Here is a 20,247-nt window from a genome sequence, read left to right as displayed (position 1 = left end):
ACCGGTACGCCATTAAAGCAGCGCGCGCTGTGCTACCTTGAACAGCATTCGCCACCCAGAACACCATGGGAGTCACACATTTGGTCGCTAATGGCACCCCCCGCGAAGCTGCGTCAAAGGCCATCCTGCTGGCGCCAAACACGGCAACGGTCGATCCCATGGGCGAGCGCATCGCCCAATTCGATTGGGGGCGCACCGCGCTCGGGCCATTGCCACGCTGGCAGGCTTCGCTGCGTATTGCCGTCGACATGATGCTGTTGTCGCCATTTGCCTGCGCGGTGGTGTGGGGGCCTGACCTCAGCGTGATCCATAACGACGCCTATCGAGCGCTGCGCCACGGCGGCCAGGATGTACTGGGCAAAGCGTTCGACGCAGTCTGGAGCGATGCCTGGCAGACCATGGGGCCTTGGGTGTTCAAGGCACTCGAAGGGCGCTCGAGTTTTGTCGAGGACCCGCCCATGCGTATCGCCGGCGGCCAGAACGGCGACCCTGTGTGGTGTGCCTTCGGCTACTCACCGATTCGTGACGAGCAGGGCAGCGTTGCCGGTTTTCTTCACACACTCATCGAAACCACGGCAAGTGTCGAGGCGTATCACCATTGGCGTGAGCAGGCCGAGGCCTTTGAAAAAGAGCTCGGAAGCTACATGGCCGATCGTGAACAGATCTGGCAACTGTCGCGTGATGCCATGATGATCATCACCCGTGAACTGACGCTGCACGCCACCAACCCAGCCTGGCACCGTATCCTGGGTTGGGGTAAAGACGCGGCGCAGGGCATGCCGATACTGGAGTTGATCCACCCGGCGGATCGCGCAGAAGTGCAGGTGGCGGTATCCGGCTTCGTGCAGGACAAGGCGCTCGAGCAGATTGATATCCGCCTGCGTCACCAGGATGGCCACTATCGCTGGTTTCGCTGGGCTGCCAAATTCGATGGCAACTTGCTGACCGCCGTGGGCCGCGACATCACCGCCGACCGCGAAGAGGCCACCCGCCAGTCCGAGGCCCTGTTGCGCAACAGTGAACGCCTGGAAGTCATTGGCCAACTGGCAGGCGGGATGGCGCATGAAATGAACAACCTGCTGTCGGGTATCGGGGGCAGCCTGGAACTGCTGCAACGGCGCATGCTGCAGGGGCGCCTGGAACGCATGGAGACCTATGTGGAGCTGGCGCGCGACTCGGTGCAGCGCGCCATGAACCTGACCCACCGGTTACTGGCGTTTTCCAGTCATCAGCCCCTTGATCCCAAGCCACTGAATGTCAATCGGCAGCTGTCCATTATCGAACCGCTGCTACTGAAGGTCCTGGGCGCGGAAATGAGCCTGCATTGGCAACTGGATGTGACCCCGTGGACGGTCTGGGTTGACGTTACCCAGTTTGAAAATGCCTTGATCAACCTCTGTGTGAATGCCCGTGAAGCCTGCCTTGACCGCGGCAGCGTGTCGATCCGTACTGTCAACGAACGGTTGACGACGCATTTCCCCGATGAGAACGGCTTGCCGCCAGGCGACTACGTGGCATTGCATGTAGAAGACAACGGCCATGGCATGTCGGCGGCCGATGTCGCCAAAGCCTTCGAGCCCTTTTTCACCACCAAGCCCTTGGGGCGGGGGTCGGGGCTCGGCCTGCCGATGGTCTATGGCTTTGTCGGGCAGTCGGGTGGGTATGTCTGGATCGAATCGAACCTTAACGAGGGGACCAAAGTCTCCCTGTTGTTTCCGCGTAGCCATGCGCCGGTCCCTGCAGAGGCACCGACATGCCTGCCGATCATCGAACGGGCCCAGGGCGGGCGGCTGCTGCTGATCGATGATGAGCTGAACCTGCGCGCACTGATGCGCGAGTTTCTCAGCGAGCGTGGTTTTTCGGTCAGTGATGTCTGCGATGCCAACTCGGCCTTGGACCGCTTCCGCCATGACGGGCCTTTCGACCTGGTCATCACTGACATTGGTTTGCCAGGTGGTTTCAGCGGCCGGCAAGTGGCCAAGGCCATCCGTATGCTCAAGCCGACGCAGAAGATCCTCTTCATCACCGGGTATACCGATCAGCCGATCGAAGCCCAACTGCTTGAGCAGCCTGGCACCGCGCTGATGCTCAAGCCGTTCCCGCTGGAGCAATTGGCCAACCAGGCCCAGCTCATGCTTGCCGATTGAGCCGAATCAGGGCTCGCCGAGTATCTGCGTCACCTGCGCCTGCAACTGTTCGAGTGCGAATGGCTTGCAGATCAGGTGCATGCCCGCGCCAAGAAACCCCTCCCTGGCCATGGCCGTTTCTGCGTAACCGGTGACGAACAGTACCGGCAGGTCTGGGCGCAGGGTGCGGGCGATTTCCGCGAGTTGCCGCCCATTCATGCCGGGCAGGCCGACATCGCTGACCAGCAGGTCGATCCTTTGCGATGAACGCAGTATGTGCAGCGCTTCATTGGCGTTGGCGGCGGTTTGACAAGGGAAGCCGTCTTCGCACAGCGCATGACAGAGTAACTGACGCACATGAGGGTCGTCTTCGACCACCAGCACGTCATGGCCCTTGCTGCCGGGCACAGGCCTTGGGGTCGGGCGCTCGGGCTTTGCCTCGCCAACGTGCCGCGGCAAGTACAGATCGACCTGGGTGCCATGGCCGATCTTGCTCTGCAGGGTCACATGCCCATGGGACTGCTTGCTGAAGCCATACACCATGGACAGCCCCAGGCCTATGCCCTGGCCAACGGGTTTGGTGCTGAAAAACGGTTCGAAGGCGTGCTCCAGCGTGCTCTGCGACATACCCTGGCCGTCATCGATGATGCTCAGGCGCAGGTATTCACCACTGTTCAGGGCGCCCCCCGCGAACTGCTCGTGCTCGACCCGCTGGTTGCTCGCCTCGATGCGTAGCCGCCCGCCGGTAGGCATGGCTTCACAGGCATTGAGCAGCAGATTGTCCACGGCCTCTTGCAGTTGCCCGTCGTCGGCCTCAACTGGCCAGAGGTCGGCGGGCACATGCAGTTGCAGGGTTACTGAATGGCTGAGCCCAGCGGTCAGGCGCTTGGGTTCAAGCAGCGTGTGCAGCTCGACGCGCTGAGTGTGCAGGGATTGCCTGCAGGAAAACGCCAGCAGACGGTGGGTCAACTGACCTGCTCGCGACACGGCCTCCTGGCCCATGCGCAAGATGCCCTCCAGGCTGTCGCTGCGGCCCTGCTTGAAACGACGCTCGATCAGTTCGAGACTGCCACCGATACTGGTCAACAGGTTGTTGAAATCATGAGCGATGCCACCGGCCAGTTGGCCGATGGCTTCCATTTTGCGGATCTGCGTGCGGGCGAGCTCTGTGCTGTGCTGTTCCTGGAAGCGTGCGTCCAGCCGCTGTTGCTGGGCTGAGAGCTGATCACGTGCCTGGTATTGATGGCGGCGGTTACGCTGCGCGATGCGGATCAGTTGCAACACTTGCCCGTCCTCGAGTGGGAAGAGCAACTGCATCAGGTTGCCTGTAGGCGGGTGGCTGGGGCCTGTGGCGGCTGAGCTGACATCCATGATCAGCAGAATGGGCAGGTCTGACCAACTGGGCTGCTGGTCGATAAAACCTTGCAACGGCGGGCTGGGCCCGTTGCTGAACGTCTGCTCGGCGATGATCGCCAGGGCCGCGCCTTCGATCAGGCAGTCGTGCAGGTTGGCGACGTCATGGGCACACAGGCTCTCGATGCCGGCGGTCGCAAGCAGGCGAGCGGTATCCGCAGCAAGCTGTGGGGGTGCCAGGATCAAGGCACGTTCGTCCAACGCCAACGAACTGGCCAAAGTGACGCTCCTGTAGCAATAGGCAGGGCCGAGGCTTGGCCATGCCGCCAGTACTCCGATACTCACTGGACCACAGGCTGTCGCTTGGGGTTCAACGAATCTTGTGGGGGGCTAAAGCCCCTGTTGCAGCGCCGGATCGTCGGGGTTTTGCCGTTCGAGTTCAGCGAGCACCACCTGAACGTTCTGCAGTTGGCCGGTCTCTTTCCAATACTGGATAAGCAACAGCCGCGCCCGGCGATTGGCTGGCTCGCGACTGAGCACGGTTTCCAACTGCTTCTGGGCAGCGTCGACCTGCTCGAGTTCATGCAGGGTCACCGCCAGGGTAGTGCGGTACTCGGCGTTGTCCGGCTCCAGCTCCACCGCACGGGACAGGGCAAGCAGGGCATATTCGCGCTGTTCGTGCCGATTGAGCCAGAGCCCCAGCTCATATTGCAAAAAGGCAGAGTCGGGGCTCAGGAGCAAGGCTTTGGCCAGCACCTGGCGAGAAGCGTCGTGATGGCCTTGGCGCTCCAGCAGGCGAACCTGGGTTGCCAACGCGTCGACGTTGCCTGGGGCCACCGTCAGGGCCCGTTGCAAGGCAGCAGCGGCCTGGGTGTAGTCGTTTTCGTGCAGGTACAGGCGCGCCAGATGTACCTGGGCATCGGCGTCGTCGGGTTGTTCCTCCAGTGCCTGTTGATACTGCTCAAGGGCTGACTGCAAGGGGCCGAAGTACAGGCCGATGGCGTCCGGGTCCAGGCCCAGCAGAGCGTCTACGGCCGCGAAGCGTACACTTTGCTCCGCGTCATCGAGCAAGGGGCCGAGTACCAGGCTGCGTTGTGCGGCCGGTAGCAAGCGGCGAATACCGGCGATGGCTGCTCGGCGTACCAGCGGGTCTGCGTGTTCCAGGTCCAGGCGTGCGAGTTTCAGGGCCTGGGGGGAGGGGTAGTTGGGCAGCTCGGCGTACAGGGCCGCGCGGCGAATGGGGGCCAGATCGTTGCGTTGCAATTGCTGGTACAGCACCCGCGCAGCGCCTGGCAAGCCTTCATGGGCCTGGCGCAGGGCCTTGGCGTAACTGTGCGCGGGCAGCGTGGGCGGTGCCGGCTGGTCGTCTCGCTGCAGGTAGCCGATCATGGTGACCAGCAAAATCAGCAGCATCAAGGCGATCAGGTAGCGGTTGCGTCTGGGCATCGGACGGTCCGTGGCGGCAGGAAGGGCAGAGCTTGGGCCAGCAACGGGTCAAATGCAACCGCTGAAGGCATGGCGGCGCCAAGGCCGTCAGAGGCCCCGCAAGGCGCAAAAAAAAGCCCCGCAGGCCAAGGCCCGCGGGGCAAACGGTTGGGGGAGTAACCAACCAAAGGAGTCGTTGAAAGGGGTTGAATCAGCGCGCGCTGGCCACCGTATCCGGTTGCCAGCCGCCACCCAGGGCCTTGTAGATCGAGACGATGCCGCGGTACAGCTCGACCTCTCCCTGGGCCTGGGCATCTTCTGCGCTCAGGCGCTCGCGCTCGGCGTCGAGCAGCACCAGGTAGTCCACCGTGCCTTCGCGATAGCGGATCGAGGCCAGCGCTGCCGCCTTGCGGCTGGCGTCGCTCTGGCGCATCAGCGACAGCAGGCGCTGCTGGGTCTTGTCGTAATCGCTGAAGGCGTTGGCCGACTCTTCAAGGGCCAGCAACACTTGCTGCTCATAGTTGGCCAGGGCGCCTTCGGCGTCTGCCTTGGCACCACGCAGACGGGCGCGCACGCTGCCCAGGTCGAAGGCCGCCCAGGTGATGCTCGGGCCTAGGCCCCAGGCGTTGGCTGCCGAGGAGCCGATCTGCGAGCCACGCGCAGCCGTAAAGCCGAGGAAGCCACTGAGGCTGACCCGTGGGAACAGGTCGGCAGTGGCCACACCGACGTTGGCCGTGGCGGCGGCCAGTTGGCGTTCGGCACTGCGAATATCCGGGCGACGACGCAGCAGCTCGCCGGGGTCGCCCACCGGCAGTGCTTTGGCGATGGCTGGCAGGGCCTTGGGCGACAGGTCGACGCTCAGCGCGTCCGGGCGCTGGCCAAGCAGGGTGGCGATGCGGTGACGGGCTCGCGCCTGTTCGGCCTGCAGTTGCGGCACGGTGGCTTCGACACCTGCCAAGCGCGCATCGGCACGCACCACATCAAGGTCGTTGCCCACGCCGGCATCGCGCAGGGTTTCGGTGATGGTGCGTGACTCCTGCTGGGTCTTGAGGTTGGCCAGGGCGATGTTCTCGCGCAACTGGGCACCGCGCAGTTGGCCATAGGCGTCGACCAGTTCAGCGATCAAGCTCACCTGCAACTGCTGCAGGTCGGCCGCGGCGGCGGCCTCCTGGGCTTCGCTGGCTTCGATCTGGCGCTGGATACGGCCGAACAGGTCGAGTTCCCAGGCCATGTCCAGGCCCAGGTCATAGCGTTCGCTGTTGACCCGCTGCTCGGTCTGGCCGGGGACCTGGCCCTTGCCGATTTCGCTGCTGGCACGGCTGGTGACCACCGGAAGTTGGTCGTTGGCGGCGTCCTCACGGATCGCACGGGCCGACTTCAAGCGGGCAAAGGCTACCCGCAGGTCGCGGTTACCGTCGAGCGAGGCCTGCACCAACTGGTTCAGCACCGGGTCGTCGAACTGCTTCCACCACACGCTTTCAAACCGGCTACGGTCGTAGGCCTTGGCCTGCATCTGCGCGTCAAACCGGGCAGGCTCGGTGTTCGGCGTCTTGTAGTCCGGGCCCACCGCGCAGGCCGCCAGGGCCAATGCCAGCAGGCTCGGGGTCAGGGGTTTGAGCAGGTTCATGCGGGGTTCTCCAGCGATTGCACGCGTTCGGCCTTGCGGGCTTGGCGGCGTTCGACGAAACGGCGGATCAGGAAGAAGAACACTGGGGTCAGGAACAGCCCGAACACCGTCACGCCGATCATCCCCGAGAACACCGCGACACCCATGGCGTGGCGCATTTCCGAACCGGCACCGGAGGAGAACACCAGCGGTACCACGCCCATGATGAAGGCGATCGAGGTCATCAGGATCGGCCGCAGACGCAAGCGGCAGGCTTCCAGCACTGCGGCCAGCGGGTCGAGGCCCTTGGCCTGTTCATCCTTGGCGAATTCGACGATGAGGATCGCGTTCTTGCACGCAAGGCCCACCAGTACGATCAAGCCGATCTGGGTGAAGATGTTGTTGTCACCGCCCGAGACAATCACCCCGGTAATGGCCGACAGCAGGGTCATCGGCACGATCAGGATCACCGCCAGCGGCAGGCTCCAGCTTTCGTATTGGGCCGCCAGCACCAGGAACGCCAGCAGCACGCAGAGCGGGAACACCAGCAGCGCGGTATTGCCAGAGAGAATCTGCTGATAGGTCAGGTCAGTCCACTCGAAGGTCATGCCGTTGGGCAGTTCCTCTTTGAGCAGTTTCTCGATGGCAGCCTCGGCTTGGCCAGAGCTGTAGCCCGGGGCCGCCGCACCGTTGATTTCTGCGGTGATGAAGCCGTTGTAGTGCATCACGCGATCAGGCCCGGAGGTGTCGCTGACCTTGAGGAAGGTCGCCAGCGGGATCATCTCGCCCAGGTTGTTGCGCACCTTCAATTGGCCGATCTGCTCGGCATCGAGGCGGAACTGCTGCTCGGCCTGGACGTTGACCTGGTAGGTACGGCCAAAGCGGTTGAAGTCGTTGGTGTACAGCGAGCCCAGGTAAACCTGCAGGGTGTCGAAGATGTCGTTGATCGCCACGCCGTGGGTCTTGGCCTTTTCCCGGTCGATGGCGGCATCGACCTGCGGCACGTTGACCTGGTAGCTGGTGAACAGGCCCGCCAGTTCCGGCACGTTGTGGCTCTTGGCGATGATGTTCTGGGTTTCTTTGTACAGCGCTTCGTAACCCAGGTTACCGCGGTCCTCGATCTGCAGGCGGAAGCCGCCAATGGTGCCCAGGCCCTGTACCGGCGGCGGTGGGAAGATCGCGATGTAGGCGTCCTGGATGTCGGCGAACTGGGCGTTCAGGGCGGCGGCGATGGCCGCTGCCGACTGGCTCGGGTCCTTGCGCTCGTCGAACGGCTTGAGCGGGGTGAACACGATGCCGCTGTTCGGGCTGTTGGTGAAACCGTTGATCGACAGGCCCGGGAAGGCCACCGAATCGGCAACCCCAGGTTGCTTCAGGGCGATCTCGCTCATGCGCTTGATCACTGCCTCGGTGCGGTCGAGGCTGGCAGCATCAGGCAGTTGGGCAAAAGCCACCAGGTATTGCTTGTCCTGGGCCGGCACGAAACCGGTCGGGGTGGAGGAGAAACCGAGGTAGGTCAGGCCCATCAGGCCGGCATACACGAACAGGGCGATGCCGCTGGAGCGGATGACCCGGCGCACACCGCCGACGTAACGGTGGCTGGCACGGTCGAAGAAGCGGTTGAACGGCGAGAACAGCCAGCTGCCCAGCAGTTTGTCGAGGAAGCGCGAGAAACGGTCCTTGGGTGCGTGGTGGTCCTTGAGCAGTACGGCGGCCAGGGCCGGCGACAGGGTCAGCGAGTTGAACGCCGAGATGACCGTGGAGATGGCGATGGTCAGGGCGAACTGCTTGTAGAACTGCCCGGTAAGGCCGGAAATGAACGCGGCAGGCACGAACACGGCGCACAGCACCAGGGCAGTGGCAATGATCGGCCCGGTCACCTCGCTCATGGCCTTTTGCGTGGCTTCAAGCGGTTTCAGGCCCAGCCCGATATTACGTTCGACGTTCTCCACCACGACGATGGCGTCGTCCACCACGATACCGATGGCCAACACCAGCCCGAACAATGACAAGGCATTGAGCGAGAAGCCGAACAGGTGCATCACCGCGAAGGTACCGATCAGCGACACCGGCACCGCCAGCAACGGGATGATCGAGGCGCGCCAGGTCTGCAGGAACAGGATCACTACCAGCACCACCAGTATCAGCGCTTCGAACAGGGTGTGCACCACTGCCTCGATGGAGCCGCGTACGAAGATGGTCGGGTCGTAGACGATGCTGTAGTCCATGCCCTCGGGGAAGTCTTTCTTCAGCTCGGCCATCTTTGCCCGTACTTCATCGGAGATCTCGATGGCGTTGGAGCCTGGGCGCTGGAAGATCGGGATGGCCACTGCCGGCTGATTGTTAAGCAGCGAGCGCAGGGCATATTGGCTGGAGCCGAGTTCGACCCGGGCGATGTCTTTCAGGCGAGTGATTTCGCCATCGGCACCGGCACGGATGATGATGTTCTCGAACTCTTCCTCATTGACCAGGCGGCCTTGGGTGTTGATCGACAGCTGGAAGCTGGTGGACCCAGGGGCGGGCGGGGCACCCAGCTGGCCGGCAGCGACCTGGCGGTTCTGCTCGCGGATAGCTGCGACCACGTCACTGGCCGTCAGGTTGCGCGAGGCGGTCTTGTTCGGGTCGAGCCACACGCGCAACGAGTAATCGCCCATGCCGAACAGTTGCACGTCACCCACGCCGCCCAGGCGTGCCAGCTCATCCTTGATATTGAGGATGGAGTAGTTGGACAGGTAGAGCATGTCGTAGCGGTTGTCCGGCGAGGTCAGGTGCACGACCATGGTCAGGTCGGGCGAGGCCTTGTCGACGGTGATACCGATGCGCGTCACTTCCTCCGGCAGCTTGGGCTGGGTGCGGGTGACGCGGTTCTGTACCTGCACCTGCGCGTTGTCTAGGTCGGTGCCCAGGGCGAAGGTGATGGTCAGGGTCAGCTTGCCATCGGCGGTGGATTGCGAGGACATGTACAGCATGTTCTCGACACCGGTGATGGCCTGCTCCAGCGGCGCGGCGACGGTTTCGCCGATCACTTTGGGGTTGGCACCGGGGAAGTTGGCGCGCACCACCACGGTGGGCGGCACCACTTCCGGGTATTCGCTGATCGGCAGCTGGAACAGCGAGATCGAACCCGCAATCAGCAGCACCAGCGACAGCACCGCGGCAAAAATCGGCCGGGTAATGAAGAATTTTGAAAAGTTCATCGGTGTGATCCCTTAACCGCGTGGCGCCTGGACGCTGGCGACTTTCTCAGTGGTGCCCGCTACCTTCGGCGTGGTGTTGCTGGCTTCGAGGGCCTGGCGCTGCTGGGCGAGGGCGGCGAGGGTCTGTTCGCTGGCCATTGGCGTTTCTTCTGGGGTAACCGCCGAACCTGGGCGTACCCGCTGCAGGCCTCTGACTACGATGCGGTCATCCTTGGCCAGCCCGCTGCGCACGATGCGCAGGCCTTCGAGCTTGGGCCCCAGCTCCACAGCGCGGTAGGTAGCTTTGTTGTCCTTGTCCATGACCAGCACGAACTTCTTGCCAAGGTCAGTGCCCACGGCTTCGTCGTTGATCAGCATGGCGTCGTACTGGGCGCTGCCGACCAGCTTCAGGCGTGCATACAGGCCAGGGGTGAACTGGCCGTCGCGGTTGTCGAACACGGCGCGGCCACGGATGGTGCCGGTGCGCGGGTTGACCTGGTTGTCGACGAAGTTCATCTGGCCCAGGTGCGGGTTGCCGGTTTCGTTGGTCAGGCCCAGGTACACCGGGGTGGTCTGGCCGCGCTGGCCTTCACGTGCCAGCTGGGTGTACTTGAGGTACACGCGCTCGTCGGCGTCGAAGTAGGCGTAGACCTTGTCGGTGGACACCACGCTGGTCAGCGGGGTGACATCGGCGGTGACGATGTTGCCGGCTGTGAACTGAGCACGGCTGACACGGCCGCTGATGGGCGCGGTGACACGGGTGAAACTCAAGTTCAGGCGGGCCAGGTCGAGCTGGGCCTGGATTGCATCGACCCCGGCGCGGGCTTCGGCGGCGGCACTGCTGCGCGATTCGGCAAGTTCGGCGGAGATGGCGTTGCTGTCACGCAGGCGCTCGCCACGGCGGGCTTCGTTGGCGCTGCGAATGGCGGTGGCCTTGGCCTGTTGCAGTTGCGCTTCGAGGCGGCGGACTTCAGCCTGGAACGGGCGCGGGTCGATCTGGAACAGCAGGTCGCCTTTCTTGACCTGAGCGCCTTCGGTGAAACCGACCAGGTCGATCTGGCCCGAGACCCGCGGCCGCACTTCGACGGTTTCCGGGGCTTCGAGACGGCCGGTGAACTCGTCCCATTCATTGATCGGCTGTTCGATCACCTTGGCAACGGTGACTTTGGGCGCGGCGGGCGCCTGCACGGCGTCGGGGGTTCGACCGCAAGCGCTGAGCACTACGACTGCCAGGGCAGCGAGTGGAAAGCGCAAGGGTTTGAGTGAGTGGTCCATGGAGAACTCCGCCAGAGTATTAGTAGTGGGCGGAGTGTGAGTGCCTTGCGCGCGGCGCACGAATCGAACGGGGCGAAGGTTATTATCACGCTGAATGATATGTCGGGGTCTTTCATCGATAAGCGGCATCGCGGCCGTTGCCGGTCAGCAGCGAATCGGCCTTGCTGAACACCGCATGGCCGATGCTGCTTTGAGGTGCCGCCGGGCCACAGGCCGCCGCTTCCTGCCGGCGCCTACCTTGTGCGTCATTAATGGCCGGGCGGCACCTGGGTCATTCATAGAGCAACTGCACTAACTTAAAACCCGGAACCCATGCGTACCGTCGCGTTCAAGCTGGGCGATCAGGCCGAACTCCCAGTCCAGGTACCCCTGCATGGCTTCACGCGGGTTGTCGGTACCTTCATAGGGTCGGCGATAGCGGTCGCTGGGCGCCACCGTCAGATGCGTTTCGCCACGCTCCAGCGGTTGGCCTGCAGCAATCCAGTGCGCTGTGCCGCCCTCCAGTACATACACCGGGGTTTGCGTCAGGGCCTGCAGGTCGGCCGCCGCAAAGCGCGCCAGCAAGCTGCTGCCGCAGGTGAGCACATAGCGTTCGGCAACCGGCAGTTGTTCCAGCACTTGCGGCAACTGCGCCCGGATCGCCCAATGGGCATCTGGAATGTGCCGTTTGACGTAGTTGGCGCTAGTGGTGAAATCAAGCAGCACGGTGCCTGGCGTTTGTAGCCAGGCCTGCAACTGCTCGACGTCGATCGCGTTCACCTGGGGCTGCTCCGGCAACGGCGCCTGCCAGTCGCCGAGCTCGCTGAAATCGGCTGTCGACAGGCCCTCCAGCACGGCCACCTGCCACCCCATCTGGGCCAGCCACGAAGCACTCATGTTGGCCCGCACACCGTCGTCATCCACCAGCACGATGCGGGCGCCGCGTACGCTGGCGACATGGTCGGTCTCTTGCACCAGCTGCCCGCCGGGGACTGAGCGGCTGCCCGGGAGGTGGCCTTGGGCAAACTCTTCGGGGGTGCGCACATCGAACAGGTAGGTGGTGCGGTGGCGCTCTGCCTGCCATGCCGCCAGGCCATCGCGATCCAGCCGCGCAACTGCGGCACGGTCGGCCACGGCGCGGGCACGTTCGGCGGCGCTGGCGCGGGTGGTGTCGCTGACGTGGGTAAAGCTGCGCGCTTGGCCGTGGGCCAGTTGCTGGCCGGCCAGGGTCCAGCCGATGGTGCCATTGCGCAGCGCCGCCACCGGGTTGGGAATGCCTGCATTGACCAGCGATTGGGTGCCGATGATGCTGCGGGTGCGCCCCGCGCAATTGACGATCACCTGGGTTGCCGGGCTCGGCGCCAGCTCGGCCACGCGCAATACCAGTTCGGCCCCCGGCACGCTGATGCCGCCGGGGATACTCATGGTCTGGTACTCGTCGAAGCGGCGGGCGTCGAGCACCACCACATCGGCTTTGGCATCGAGCAGTGCCTGGACCTGCTCGGCCGCCAGCGAAGGCGTGTGCCGCTCGCTTTCGACCAGCTCGCCGAAGGCCTTGCTCGGCACGTTGACGTCACGGAACAACTCACCGCCGGCGGTGCGCCAACCGGCGAGGCCTCCCTCGAGCAGCGCCACATCGCTGTAGCCCAACGCCAGCAGCCGTTGGGCAGCCAGCACCGCCAGCCCTTCACCATCGTCATACAGGGTGATGGCAGTGTCGCGCCGCGGTACGCGGGCATACACCTCCAGCTCCAGCTTGGACAACGGGATGTTGGCCGCAAACAGCGGGTGTTCCTGGGCGAACGGGTCTTCCTCGCGGACATCGATCAGCGCCAGTTCTTCATGGGCCAGCAAGGCCCGGCGAATGTCATGGAAGGAGCGGGTGGCGACAGTACTCATGAGGCAGGGTTCTCTTTGGACAGGTCCCAGATGTTGGGCAGAAGGGTATTGGAATAGCCGGAGATAAACGGTTTTTCGGTGCCGTCGGCCAGATAGACCGCTCGGTTTACCGCGCCGATGTTGGCGCCGTAGACATGGATGCTGATCGACACGCGGTCGTCGAAGGCATTGCTGACCTGATGAATGTCGCCGATGCGCGGTGAAACCGCTTCCACATGGCCTGGGTCGATACGCACCGGCGCACCTGCCGGCAGCAACGCACCGTACTCGGTGCGGGCGAAACCTTGCGAATATTCAGCGCCGCGCAACATGCCGATCAGCCCCCAGACCCGGTGATCGTGGATGGGCGTCTGCTGCCCCGGCCCCCAGACAAAGCTGACGATGGAGAAGCGTTGGCGTGAATCACAATGCAGCAGGTATTGCTGATAACGGTTTGGGTCTGGCTGGGCGAGCGCGTCGGGCAACCAGTCGTCATGGGCGACCAGGCTGTGCAGCAGGCCTTGGCCTTGGTCGAGGAGGGTGGCTTCGTCGGGTGCCCGGTCAAGCAGGTCCGAAAGCGCGCCGATGAAGTGACGGAGGCGCTCGAGGCGAAAGGGTTGGCTCATGGTACAGGCTCGGCTGACGGTTTCGGTTAACCCTAGCAAAGTCTCAGAATATTCAGCAAAGTAAAATTATTCATAAGCTAATATGCAAAAAATGCATTTACACGAGGCGTGTTCTGTTTTGAAATAGGCCCTGTCCAAGGCATTAGGTTATGCCTAGAACGAATTTCACAGAGGCTTTATACAACGTTAAATTATAAAAAGTCCGCTTGTTAGACTCAAAGAGCATACCCTTTCATTACGACGAGACCGCACGGGCGGATCGCCTGCTAGCTGCGCCTTTAATGGCCCTGGAGACGAACGTGCGATACCTCAAACAACTGGCCGCCGGTGTGCTGGCCGCCTCGCTGAGCCTGGCCGCTGCTGCGCAAACCCTGGTGGTCGGCGATCAAAGCTTCAATGCCCGTGCCGTGATGGAAGCGGCCGGCGTGCTCGACGACTTGCCCTATACCCTGGAGTGGAAGCAGTTCACCGCCGGCTCCCCCGTGGCCGAAGCCCTGAATGTCGGCAGCCTCGACATTGGCCTGCTGGGCGATGCGCCGCCGTTGTTCCTCGGCGCCCTGGGTGCGCCCATCAAGGTCATTGCCGTCAGCCGGCAGAACCTCGACGGGGTGGCCATTCTGGCGCGCAAGGATTCGAACATTCACAGCCTTGAAGACCTGCGCGGCAAACGCGCAGCCATCTGGAAGGGTTCCTGGAGCCAGCAACTGCTGTTCAGCGCCCTGGACAAGGCCGCGGTACCCCGCGATGCCCTGGAGCTGCGTTACCTCAGCGCACTGGACGCGTCGCATGCCCTGGACGGCGGCTCGGTGGACGTGATCGCAACGTGGGAGCCCTATGTCACCCAGCAGGAGCGCCAGGGCGCGAGAGTGCTGGCCACGGCCGAGGGGGTGATCCCGGCCCAGAGTTTCGTGGTGGCCAATGCCAAGGCCGTCGAGGCCAAGCGTGCGCAGATCAGTGATTTTCTCACGCGGCTGAAGAAGGCCCGTGACTGGACCTTGAGCGACGCCGCCAACACCGAGGCCTACGCCGACGCCTGGGCCAAGTGTACCCGCGCCGACCGGGACATTGCCCGGGCCTGGTTCGCCCGTGCGCGCACCGACGTGGCGCCGCTCAACCCCCAGGTCATTGTCGATGCGCAGAAGACCGTGGACTTCTTTGCCGGGCTTGGGCTGATCAAGGCCTACCCGGCGGCGAGCCTGTTCGACACCTCGTTCGCCGCGGCGCTGGCCAGCGACCACTGAGTTTGGCGGCACCGGCACTTCGTGGCCCACAGAGGCCGGCACAGCCCACAGCATTTCCGAGGAATCCCCATGACCACCCGCAAAATCAAACTCGGCGCCCTGACCATGGGCTGCGGCGGCCCTGGCCGCCATAACCTCTGGCTCGACCCCGAATTGCCTGCCGATGCCAGCGTCAACATCGACTGGTATATCGACATCGCCCGCCAGGCCGAAGCCGCACTGTTCGACCTGGTGTTCATCGTCGACAGCCAGTACATCACCCCCGGCTCCCCCTCACACTACCTCAACCGGCTGGAGCCGCTGACCCTGCTTTCGGCCCTGGCGGTCAGCACTCGGCATATCGGCCTGGTCGGCACCCTGACCACGTCCTACAACGAACCCTACAACGTCGCCCGCCGCCTGGCCTCGCTGGACCTCATCAGCAAAGGCCGCGCCGGCTGGAACGTGGTAACCAGTGGCGATGCCGGCACGGCGGGCAACTATGGCCGTGACGAGCACTACGACTACGACACCCGTTACGCCCGTGCCGAAGAACACGTCCAGGTGGTGCAGGGCTTGTGGCGCTCCTACGAACAGGGCGCCTTCCCGCGGGATCGCGCCACGGGCCAGTTCCTCGACCCGTCCAAGATGCATGCGCTCAACCACAAGGGCGAACATTTCTCGGTGGTGGGGCCGTTGAACATCCAGCGTTCGCCCCAGGGCCAACCGGTGATCTTCCAGGCGGGCGACTCCCCGCAAGGCCGCGACCTCGGCGCCGCCACGGCGGATGTGATCTTCACCCATGCGGCCAGCATCGAGCAGGGCCAGGCCTTCTATCGCGATGTCAAAGGCCGTGCCGCGCGCCTGGGACGTGACCCGGAGCAACTGCTGGTACTGCCTGGCGCAGAGATTTATGTCGGCGACACCGATGCGCACGCCCGTGAAATCGAGCGCCACTACCACCAGCAGGACCACAGCTTTGAGCTGGCCTTGAAAGAATTCGGGCGTAATTTCGGCTGGCACGACTTTACCCAGTACGACCTCGACGCGCCGTTCCCGCAACAGAGCCTGGAGCATGCGCGCAGCAGTTTCTTCACCAATGCCAAACGCATTGCCGACCAGGCGCGCGAGCAGGGCTTCAGCTTGCGCCAGGCGGTGGAGTTCGGCCGCCAGCTGCGCCCGGGGGCGTTCGTCGGGTCGGCCGAAACGGTGGCGGCCAAAATGACCGAGTGGTTCGAGGCGCGGGCGCTGGATGGCTTCAATATCTACATTGGCCACCCCGGCCAGTTCCGCCGCTTTACTGAAGAAGTAGTGCCGTTGCTGCAGGCGCGTGGCGTCTACCGCACGGCTTATGAGGGGACGACGTTGCGCGAAAGCCTGGGTCTTGCCGTTTCAGTGGATGCTTGAGGCCAGTTCGAAGATCGGCATGTACATCAAGATCACGATGAAGCCGATCAGCAAGCCGATGAAGGTCATCAGCAGCGGCTCGAACAGCTTGACGAACCATTCCACCCAACGGCCGATCTCCTGGTCGTGAAAGTCGGCGCAACGCTCCAGCATCTCGCCGAGGTTGCCCGACTGTTCACCCGCCCGCAGCAGCCGCAAAGACACCGGCGTCACCAATTGCCCGGCCTCCAGCGCATCGGACAACGGCAACCCTTCGGCCACGCGTTGGCTGGCTTGTTCAAGGCCTTGGGCTGCGGCACTGCCCAGCAGCCCGCGGGCCATGCCCATTGCCGTGAGGATGGAAATGCCACCTTGCAAAAGGATGCCCAGCGAGCGGTAGAAGCGCGCCAGCTCGTACATCATCAACCGCTGGTGCAGTGCGGGCATGCGTCTTAGCTGGCGGGATGCCCAGCGTCGCACCCGCGGGTGACGGCGCAGCAGCACCAGGGCGGTTATCCCCGCCACGCTGCCCAGTGCCAACGGCAGTTGCTGGGCATGCAGGAACAAGCCGATCTGCATCAGCATGCGTGACAGCCAGGGCAGCTCGGTGCCCATGCCCTCGAACACCTGGCTGAAGCGCGGCACCACGTAGCCGAGCAGAAACAGCACCACGCCACCGCCCACCAGCAACAGCAGCAGCGGGTAGACCGACGCCCCCACCAGCTTCTGCCGGACCAGATCCAGGCGTTGGCGGTAGGCGATATAGCGGCCCAGGGCGTCGCCCAGGGCGCCGGTGCGTTCGCTGGACTGCACCAAGGCCACGTACAGCGCCGGGAATATGCGCGGCTGTCGGGCCAGCGCCTGGGACAGCGAATGGCCTTCGTACAGCTGGCGCACCAGGTCACCCAGCGTTTTGCGCGTGGCCGGGGTCGGGGCTTTTTCCGCCAGGCTTTCCAAGGCGTCGATCAACGGCAGCCCGGCATTCAGCAGGGTCGACAGCTCCTGGCTGAACAGCACCAGGTCAAAGTGTGCTTCGCGGCGCCAGGCCATGCCACGCAATGCGCCGCCTTGGCCCTTCACGCTGACCACCCGCAAACCTTGCGCCTCGACCTGGCGACGCGCCTGGTCGGCATCTTCGGCGTCGATCTGCAACTGCACCACGCCCTGTCTGCCCAGGGCCTTGAGGCTGTAGCGCATGGCCGATCTCCTCATTGCCAGCTGGTGATTTCGGCGTTTTCCCCGTCACCACCGGGCTGGCCGTCCTTGCCCATCGACAGCAGGTCGTACTCACCGCCGTTCTCACCGGGTTGCCGGTAGATGTAGGCGTGCCCCCACGGGTCCTGCGGTACCGCCTTCTGCAGGTAGGGGCCCGTCCAGCGGGCTTCGCCACTGGGGGCGATAACCAGCGCCTGCAGGCCCTGTTCACTGTTGGGGTAATGGCCGACTTCCAGGCGATAGAGGTCAAGAGCCTTGCTCAAGCCCTCGATCTGTGCCCGTGCCACCTTGACCTCCGAGCGGCCTAGCTGGCTGAAGTACTTGGGCGCGACGATGCCGGCCAGCAGGCCGAGCACCACCAGCACCACGAGGAGTTCGAGCAGGGTGAAACCACGTTGGGGGTTGGATCTGCGCTGCATGGTGAAGGCCTCCGCTGCATGGAAACAGGCTGTGTCAGGCACCATGCAACAGCCGTGCACGTCTGCCTCGGGGCCTTGCGCCATGCGGTACAGGAAGCGGCACAGTGCTTGCGTCGTCGACATCGACCTCGGGTTTTCCGGGGCATTTCCCCCACATCGGGGGCCACGACGAAGAGGCAGCCGACATGCGTGGACTCATCCTGGGTTTGATCTGGCTGGCGGCGGGTGCCGCCCAGGCCGATGTGTACATCTCCATCGATGCCAAGGGCGGCTACGTACTGACCAACGTCCATCGACCCGGGCGTCATTACCAGCGGGTGATCAGCGAACCGCTGGCCCAGGCGGGCCCGGCCGGTGCGCAGTTGATCACCGGGCGCCCCTATGCCGAGCTGGTGGCGGCTGCGGCGCTCGCCCACAACGTACCGCAGGCGTTGCTGCATGCGCTGATCAAGGCCGAGTCCGGCTATAACCCCAAGGCCCGCTCGCCAGCGGGGGCGGTGGGGCTGATGCAACTGATGCCCGATACCGCCCGTGAAATGGGCGTGGAAAACGCCCTCGACCCTGAAGACAACGTGCGGGGCGGCGCACGCTACCTCAAACGCATGCTGACCCTGTTCGACAACGACATCACCTTGGCCGTGGCCGCCTACAACGCAGGCCCCGATGCAGTGCTGCGACGGGGTGCGGTGCCGCCGTTCGCCGAAACCCGCCGCTACGTGCCCAACGTGCTGCGCGAGTACCGCAAGCTGCAAGGGTTGGCGGACGATTCGCCGTTGTAGGCGCGGCCACCCTTCGGCGGATGCCATCAATTTACAACCATGGTTCCCCCAACTCTGGGCTATAACCTTCAAAGGTGCCCAGCCGTGGAGTCCGCCATGGACATCGCCCCCCGTTCCGACGCCCTCGAAGTGCCTGCCGGCAGCGAGGCGACAACCCCACGCAAGCCGTTCAACCTGTTGCGCTGGTACGCCTGGGTCAGCCTGGCCATCATCTTTTCGGTGGCTGTCGGCCTGGGGCTGATTTCCAGCCGCTTTATCATCGACGAAAGCGTCGAGCGCGATGCGCTGCTTTCTGCCCAGTTCATTACCTCGATTGCCGACGCCGAAGTGCGCCACGTGTCAATCCCCAATGTGCGCACCATGGGCGAGCTGCTTGACCCGCGCACCGATCGCACGGCGCTGCCGGATGTCGATCCCGAAGCCCGGCGCAAGGCGCGTGGTGAATTCCTTGACCATATCGCGCACCTGCCTGACATGCTGTTGGCCAATATCTATGCGCCGGACCGCACCGTGATCTGGTCCAGCAACCCCGCATTGATCGGCAAGCTGATCGAGGGCGATGACGACCTTGATCGCGCCTTCGAATACAAGATGCGAGTCTCCGCCAGCTACCATGATTTTGAACAGGCACGCGAAGAGCAGAAGTTCGTGACTCCGCCCGTGCAGCTGTTCATCGAGAACTACATCCCGCTGTTCGACGCCGATGGCGAGCATGTCACGGCCATGGTGGAAATCTACAAGGAGCCTCATGACCTGATCGTGCGCATCGAGCACGGCCTGATCCTTATCTGGGCGGCGATCACCGTTGGCGCCGCACTGGTCTATATCGGCCTGTACGGCATCATGCGCCGCGCCGCCAAGCTGCTGGCAGTGCAGCAGAAGCGGCTGATCAACAACGAAACCTACGTAGCCCTTGGCGAGGTGTCTTCGGCGGTGGCGCACAGTTTGCGCAACCCGCTGGCGAGCATCCGCTCCAGTGCCGAGCTTGCACAAGCGTTTGATGACGGCCCGGCACAGCGGAATATCAACGACATCATCAACCAGGTCGATCGCATGTCGCAGTGGATTCGCCAACTGTTGCAGTCACTGCGCCCGCTCAATGACGAAGCGGTGGCGGTGGACCTGGCGCAGGCACTGCAGGAAAGCCTGCAGACCTTTGCCGTACCGCTGACGCGCTGTGCAGTGAGGCTTGACCTGCAGCCGTTACCGGCGGTTCAGGTACTGGGGCACCCGGCATTGCTCAGGCAGATCTTCAGTAGCCTGATCGCCAACGCGCTGGAGTCGATGGAGCAGGGCGGCACCTTGCGTGTCGAAGTGGTGCGCCAGGACAGGCGCAGCCTCACCCTGCGCCTGTCCGATACCGGCAAGGGCATGACCGAGCAGCAGGTTCGCATGGCATTCAGGCCGTTCTTCACCACCAAGCAGGGCGGGCTGGGTGTTGGCTTGGTGCTGGTCAAGCGCATCATGGAGCGCTTTGGTGGGGCGGTGAGGTTGAGCAGCAGTGAAGGGCACGGCACTCGGGTTTCGTTGAACTTCAGGTTGGTCAGCTCTGCGTAATTGGCTTTAAATATATTTAGTAACTATATGATTTATATGTATTTATTGTTTTTTGGGTAATTTTCACCCAATTGTGGGGGTTAGATCTTGAAAAGGGATTAAAAAGCTAAACCAACTAATTGAAAAATATGGATTTATGGATTTCTAGATTTGCTGGCTGAGTTTTTGCAGAGATCGATAGCAACAGATGGCAGCTTCGGCGGCCCAGGTGGAGTGCTATTAAATTG

The 20,247-nt window shown here is 63.4% G+C and carries 14 protein-coding genes; 5 read left to right on the top strand and 9 right to left on the bottom strand.

The annotated features are described in order from the left end of the window. Positions 1-65 precede the first annotated feature (65 nt). Positions 66-2,147, top strand: coding sequence for a response regulator (locus DJ563_RS07365; RefSeq protein WP_434519163.1), 2,082 nt, complete (start codon positions 66-68; stop codon positions 2,145-2,147). 6 nt (positions 2,148-2,153) lie between these two features. Here DJ563_RS07365 and DJ563_RS07360 read toward each other — a convergent pair whose 3' ends face one another. The 7 genes from DJ563_RS07360 to DJ563_RS07330 all read right to left on the bottom strand — a co-directional run bounded on the left by DJ563_RS07360 (position 2,154) and on the right by DJ563_RS07330 (position 13,444). Continuing rightward, positions 2,154-3,758, bottom strand: coding sequence for a response regulator (locus DJ563_RS07360; protein WP_434519162.1), 1,605 nt, complete (start codon positions 3,756-3,758; stop codon positions 2,154-2,156). Between the two features lie 111 nt (positions 3,759-3,869). Then, positions 3,870-4,925, bottom strand: a complete 1,056-nt coding sequence (locus DJ563_RS07355) for a tetratricopeptide repeat protein (RefSeq protein ID WP_274098803.1) — start codon at positions 4,923-4,925, stop codon at positions 3,870-3,872. Between the two features lie 190 nt (positions 4,926-5,115). Next, complete coding sequence (locus tag DJ563_RS07350; protein ID WP_434519161.1) at positions 5,116-6,531, bottom strand: efflux transporter outer membrane subunit; 1,416 nt, start codon at positions 6,529-6,531, stop codon at positions 5,116-5,118. Further along, positions 6,528-9,707 carry an efflux RND transporter permease subunit gene (locus DJ563_RS07345; RefSeq protein WP_434519160.1) on the bottom strand — a complete coding sequence of 1,060 codons (3,180 nt, stop codon included), beginning with the start codon at positions 9,705-9,707 and terminating at the stop codon, positions 6,528-6,530. Before DJ563_RS07345 ends, DJ563_RS07350 begins: the two co-directional genes overlap by 4 nt. 12 nt (positions 9,708-9,719) lie before the next feature. Next, complete coding sequence (gene mexE, locus DJ563_RS07340; protein ID WP_033698016.1) at positions 9,720-10,961, bottom strand: multidrug efflux RND transporter periplasmic adaptor subunit MexE; 1,242 nt, start codon at positions 10,959-10,961, stop codon at positions 9,720-9,722. 291 nt (positions 10,962-11,252) lie between these two features. Continuing rightward, positions 11,253-12,839, bottom strand: coding sequence for a rhodanese-related sulfurtransferase (locus DJ563_RS07335; protein WP_434519159.1), 1,587 nt, complete (start codon positions 12,837-12,839; stop codon positions 11,253-11,255). Next, a complete protein-coding gene (locus tag DJ563_RS07330; protein ID WP_434519158.1) occupies positions 12,836-13,444 on the bottom strand; it encodes a cysteine dioxygenase in 609 nt (202 codons plus the stop codon). Before DJ563_RS07330 ends, DJ563_RS07335 begins: the two co-directional genes overlap by 4 nt. Before the next feature lie 299 nt (positions 13,445-13,743). Here DJ563_RS07330 and DJ563_RS07325 point away from each other — a divergent pair, with 299 nt between their 5' ends. Together DJ563_RS07325 and DJ563_RS07320 are read left to right on the top strand one after the other, a co-directional pair. Further along, positions 13,744-14,685 (top strand): ABC transporter substrate-binding protein, encoded by a 942-nt coding sequence (locus DJ563_RS07325; RefSeq protein ID WP_434519157.1) that lies wholly within the window; start codon positions 13,744-13,746, stop codon positions 14,683-14,685. A gap of 69 nt (positions 14,686-14,754) precedes the next feature. After that, on the top strand, positions 14,755-16,071 hold the full coding sequence (locus DJ563_RS07320; protein ID WP_434519156.1) for an LLM class flavin-dependent oxidoreductase: 1,317 nt from the start codon (positions 14,755-14,757) through the stop codon (positions 16,069-16,071). Here the strand turns inward: DJ563_RS07320 and DJ563_RS07315 are convergent. Both DJ563_RS07315 and gspG read right to left on the bottom strand, forming a co-directional pair. Continuing rightward, the gene (locus DJ563_RS07315; protein WP_186653575.1) at positions 16,057-17,247 is read right to left on the bottom strand and encodes a type II secretion system F family protein; all 1,191 of its coding nucleotides are present in this window, start codon (positions 17,245-17,247) and stop codon (positions 16,057-16,059) included. The genes DJ563_RS07320 and DJ563_RS07315 overlap by 15 nt on opposite strands. A gap of 11 nt (positions 17,248-17,258) precedes the next feature. Then, positions 17,259-17,684, bottom strand: coding sequence for a type II secretion system major pseudopilin GspG (gene gspG, locus DJ563_RS07310; RefSeq protein ID WP_274100370.1), 426 nt, complete (start codon positions 17,682-17,684; stop codon positions 17,259-17,261). 185 nt (positions 17,685-17,869) lie between these two features. Here gspG and DJ563_RS07305 point away from each other — a divergent pair, with 185 nt between their 5' ends. Together DJ563_RS07305 and DJ563_RS07300 are read left to right on the top strand one after the other, a co-directional pair. Beyond that, complete coding sequence (locus DJ563_RS07305; RefSeq protein ID WP_434519155.1) at positions 17,870-18,463, top strand: lytic transglycosylase domain-containing protein; 594 nt, start codon at positions 17,870-17,872, stop codon at positions 18,461-18,463. Between the two features lie 96 nt (positions 18,464-18,559). Continuing rightward, entirely contained in the window at positions 18,560-20,020 is a 1,461-nt protein-coding gene (locus tag DJ563_RS07300) for a sensor histidine kinase (RefSeq protein WP_434519154.1), read from the top strand. Positions 20,021-20,247: the final 227 nt, after the last annotated feature.

It is taken from the genome of Pseudomonas sp. NFX1, from assembly GCF_051123555.1.
In the GTDB taxonomy this organism is placed as follows: domain Bacteria; phylum Pseudomonadota; class Gammaproteobacteria; order Pseudomonadales; family Pseudomonadaceae; genus Aquipseudomonas; species Aquipseudomonas capeferrum.
This window is presented reverse-complemented; position numbering and strand designations above follow the sequence as displayed.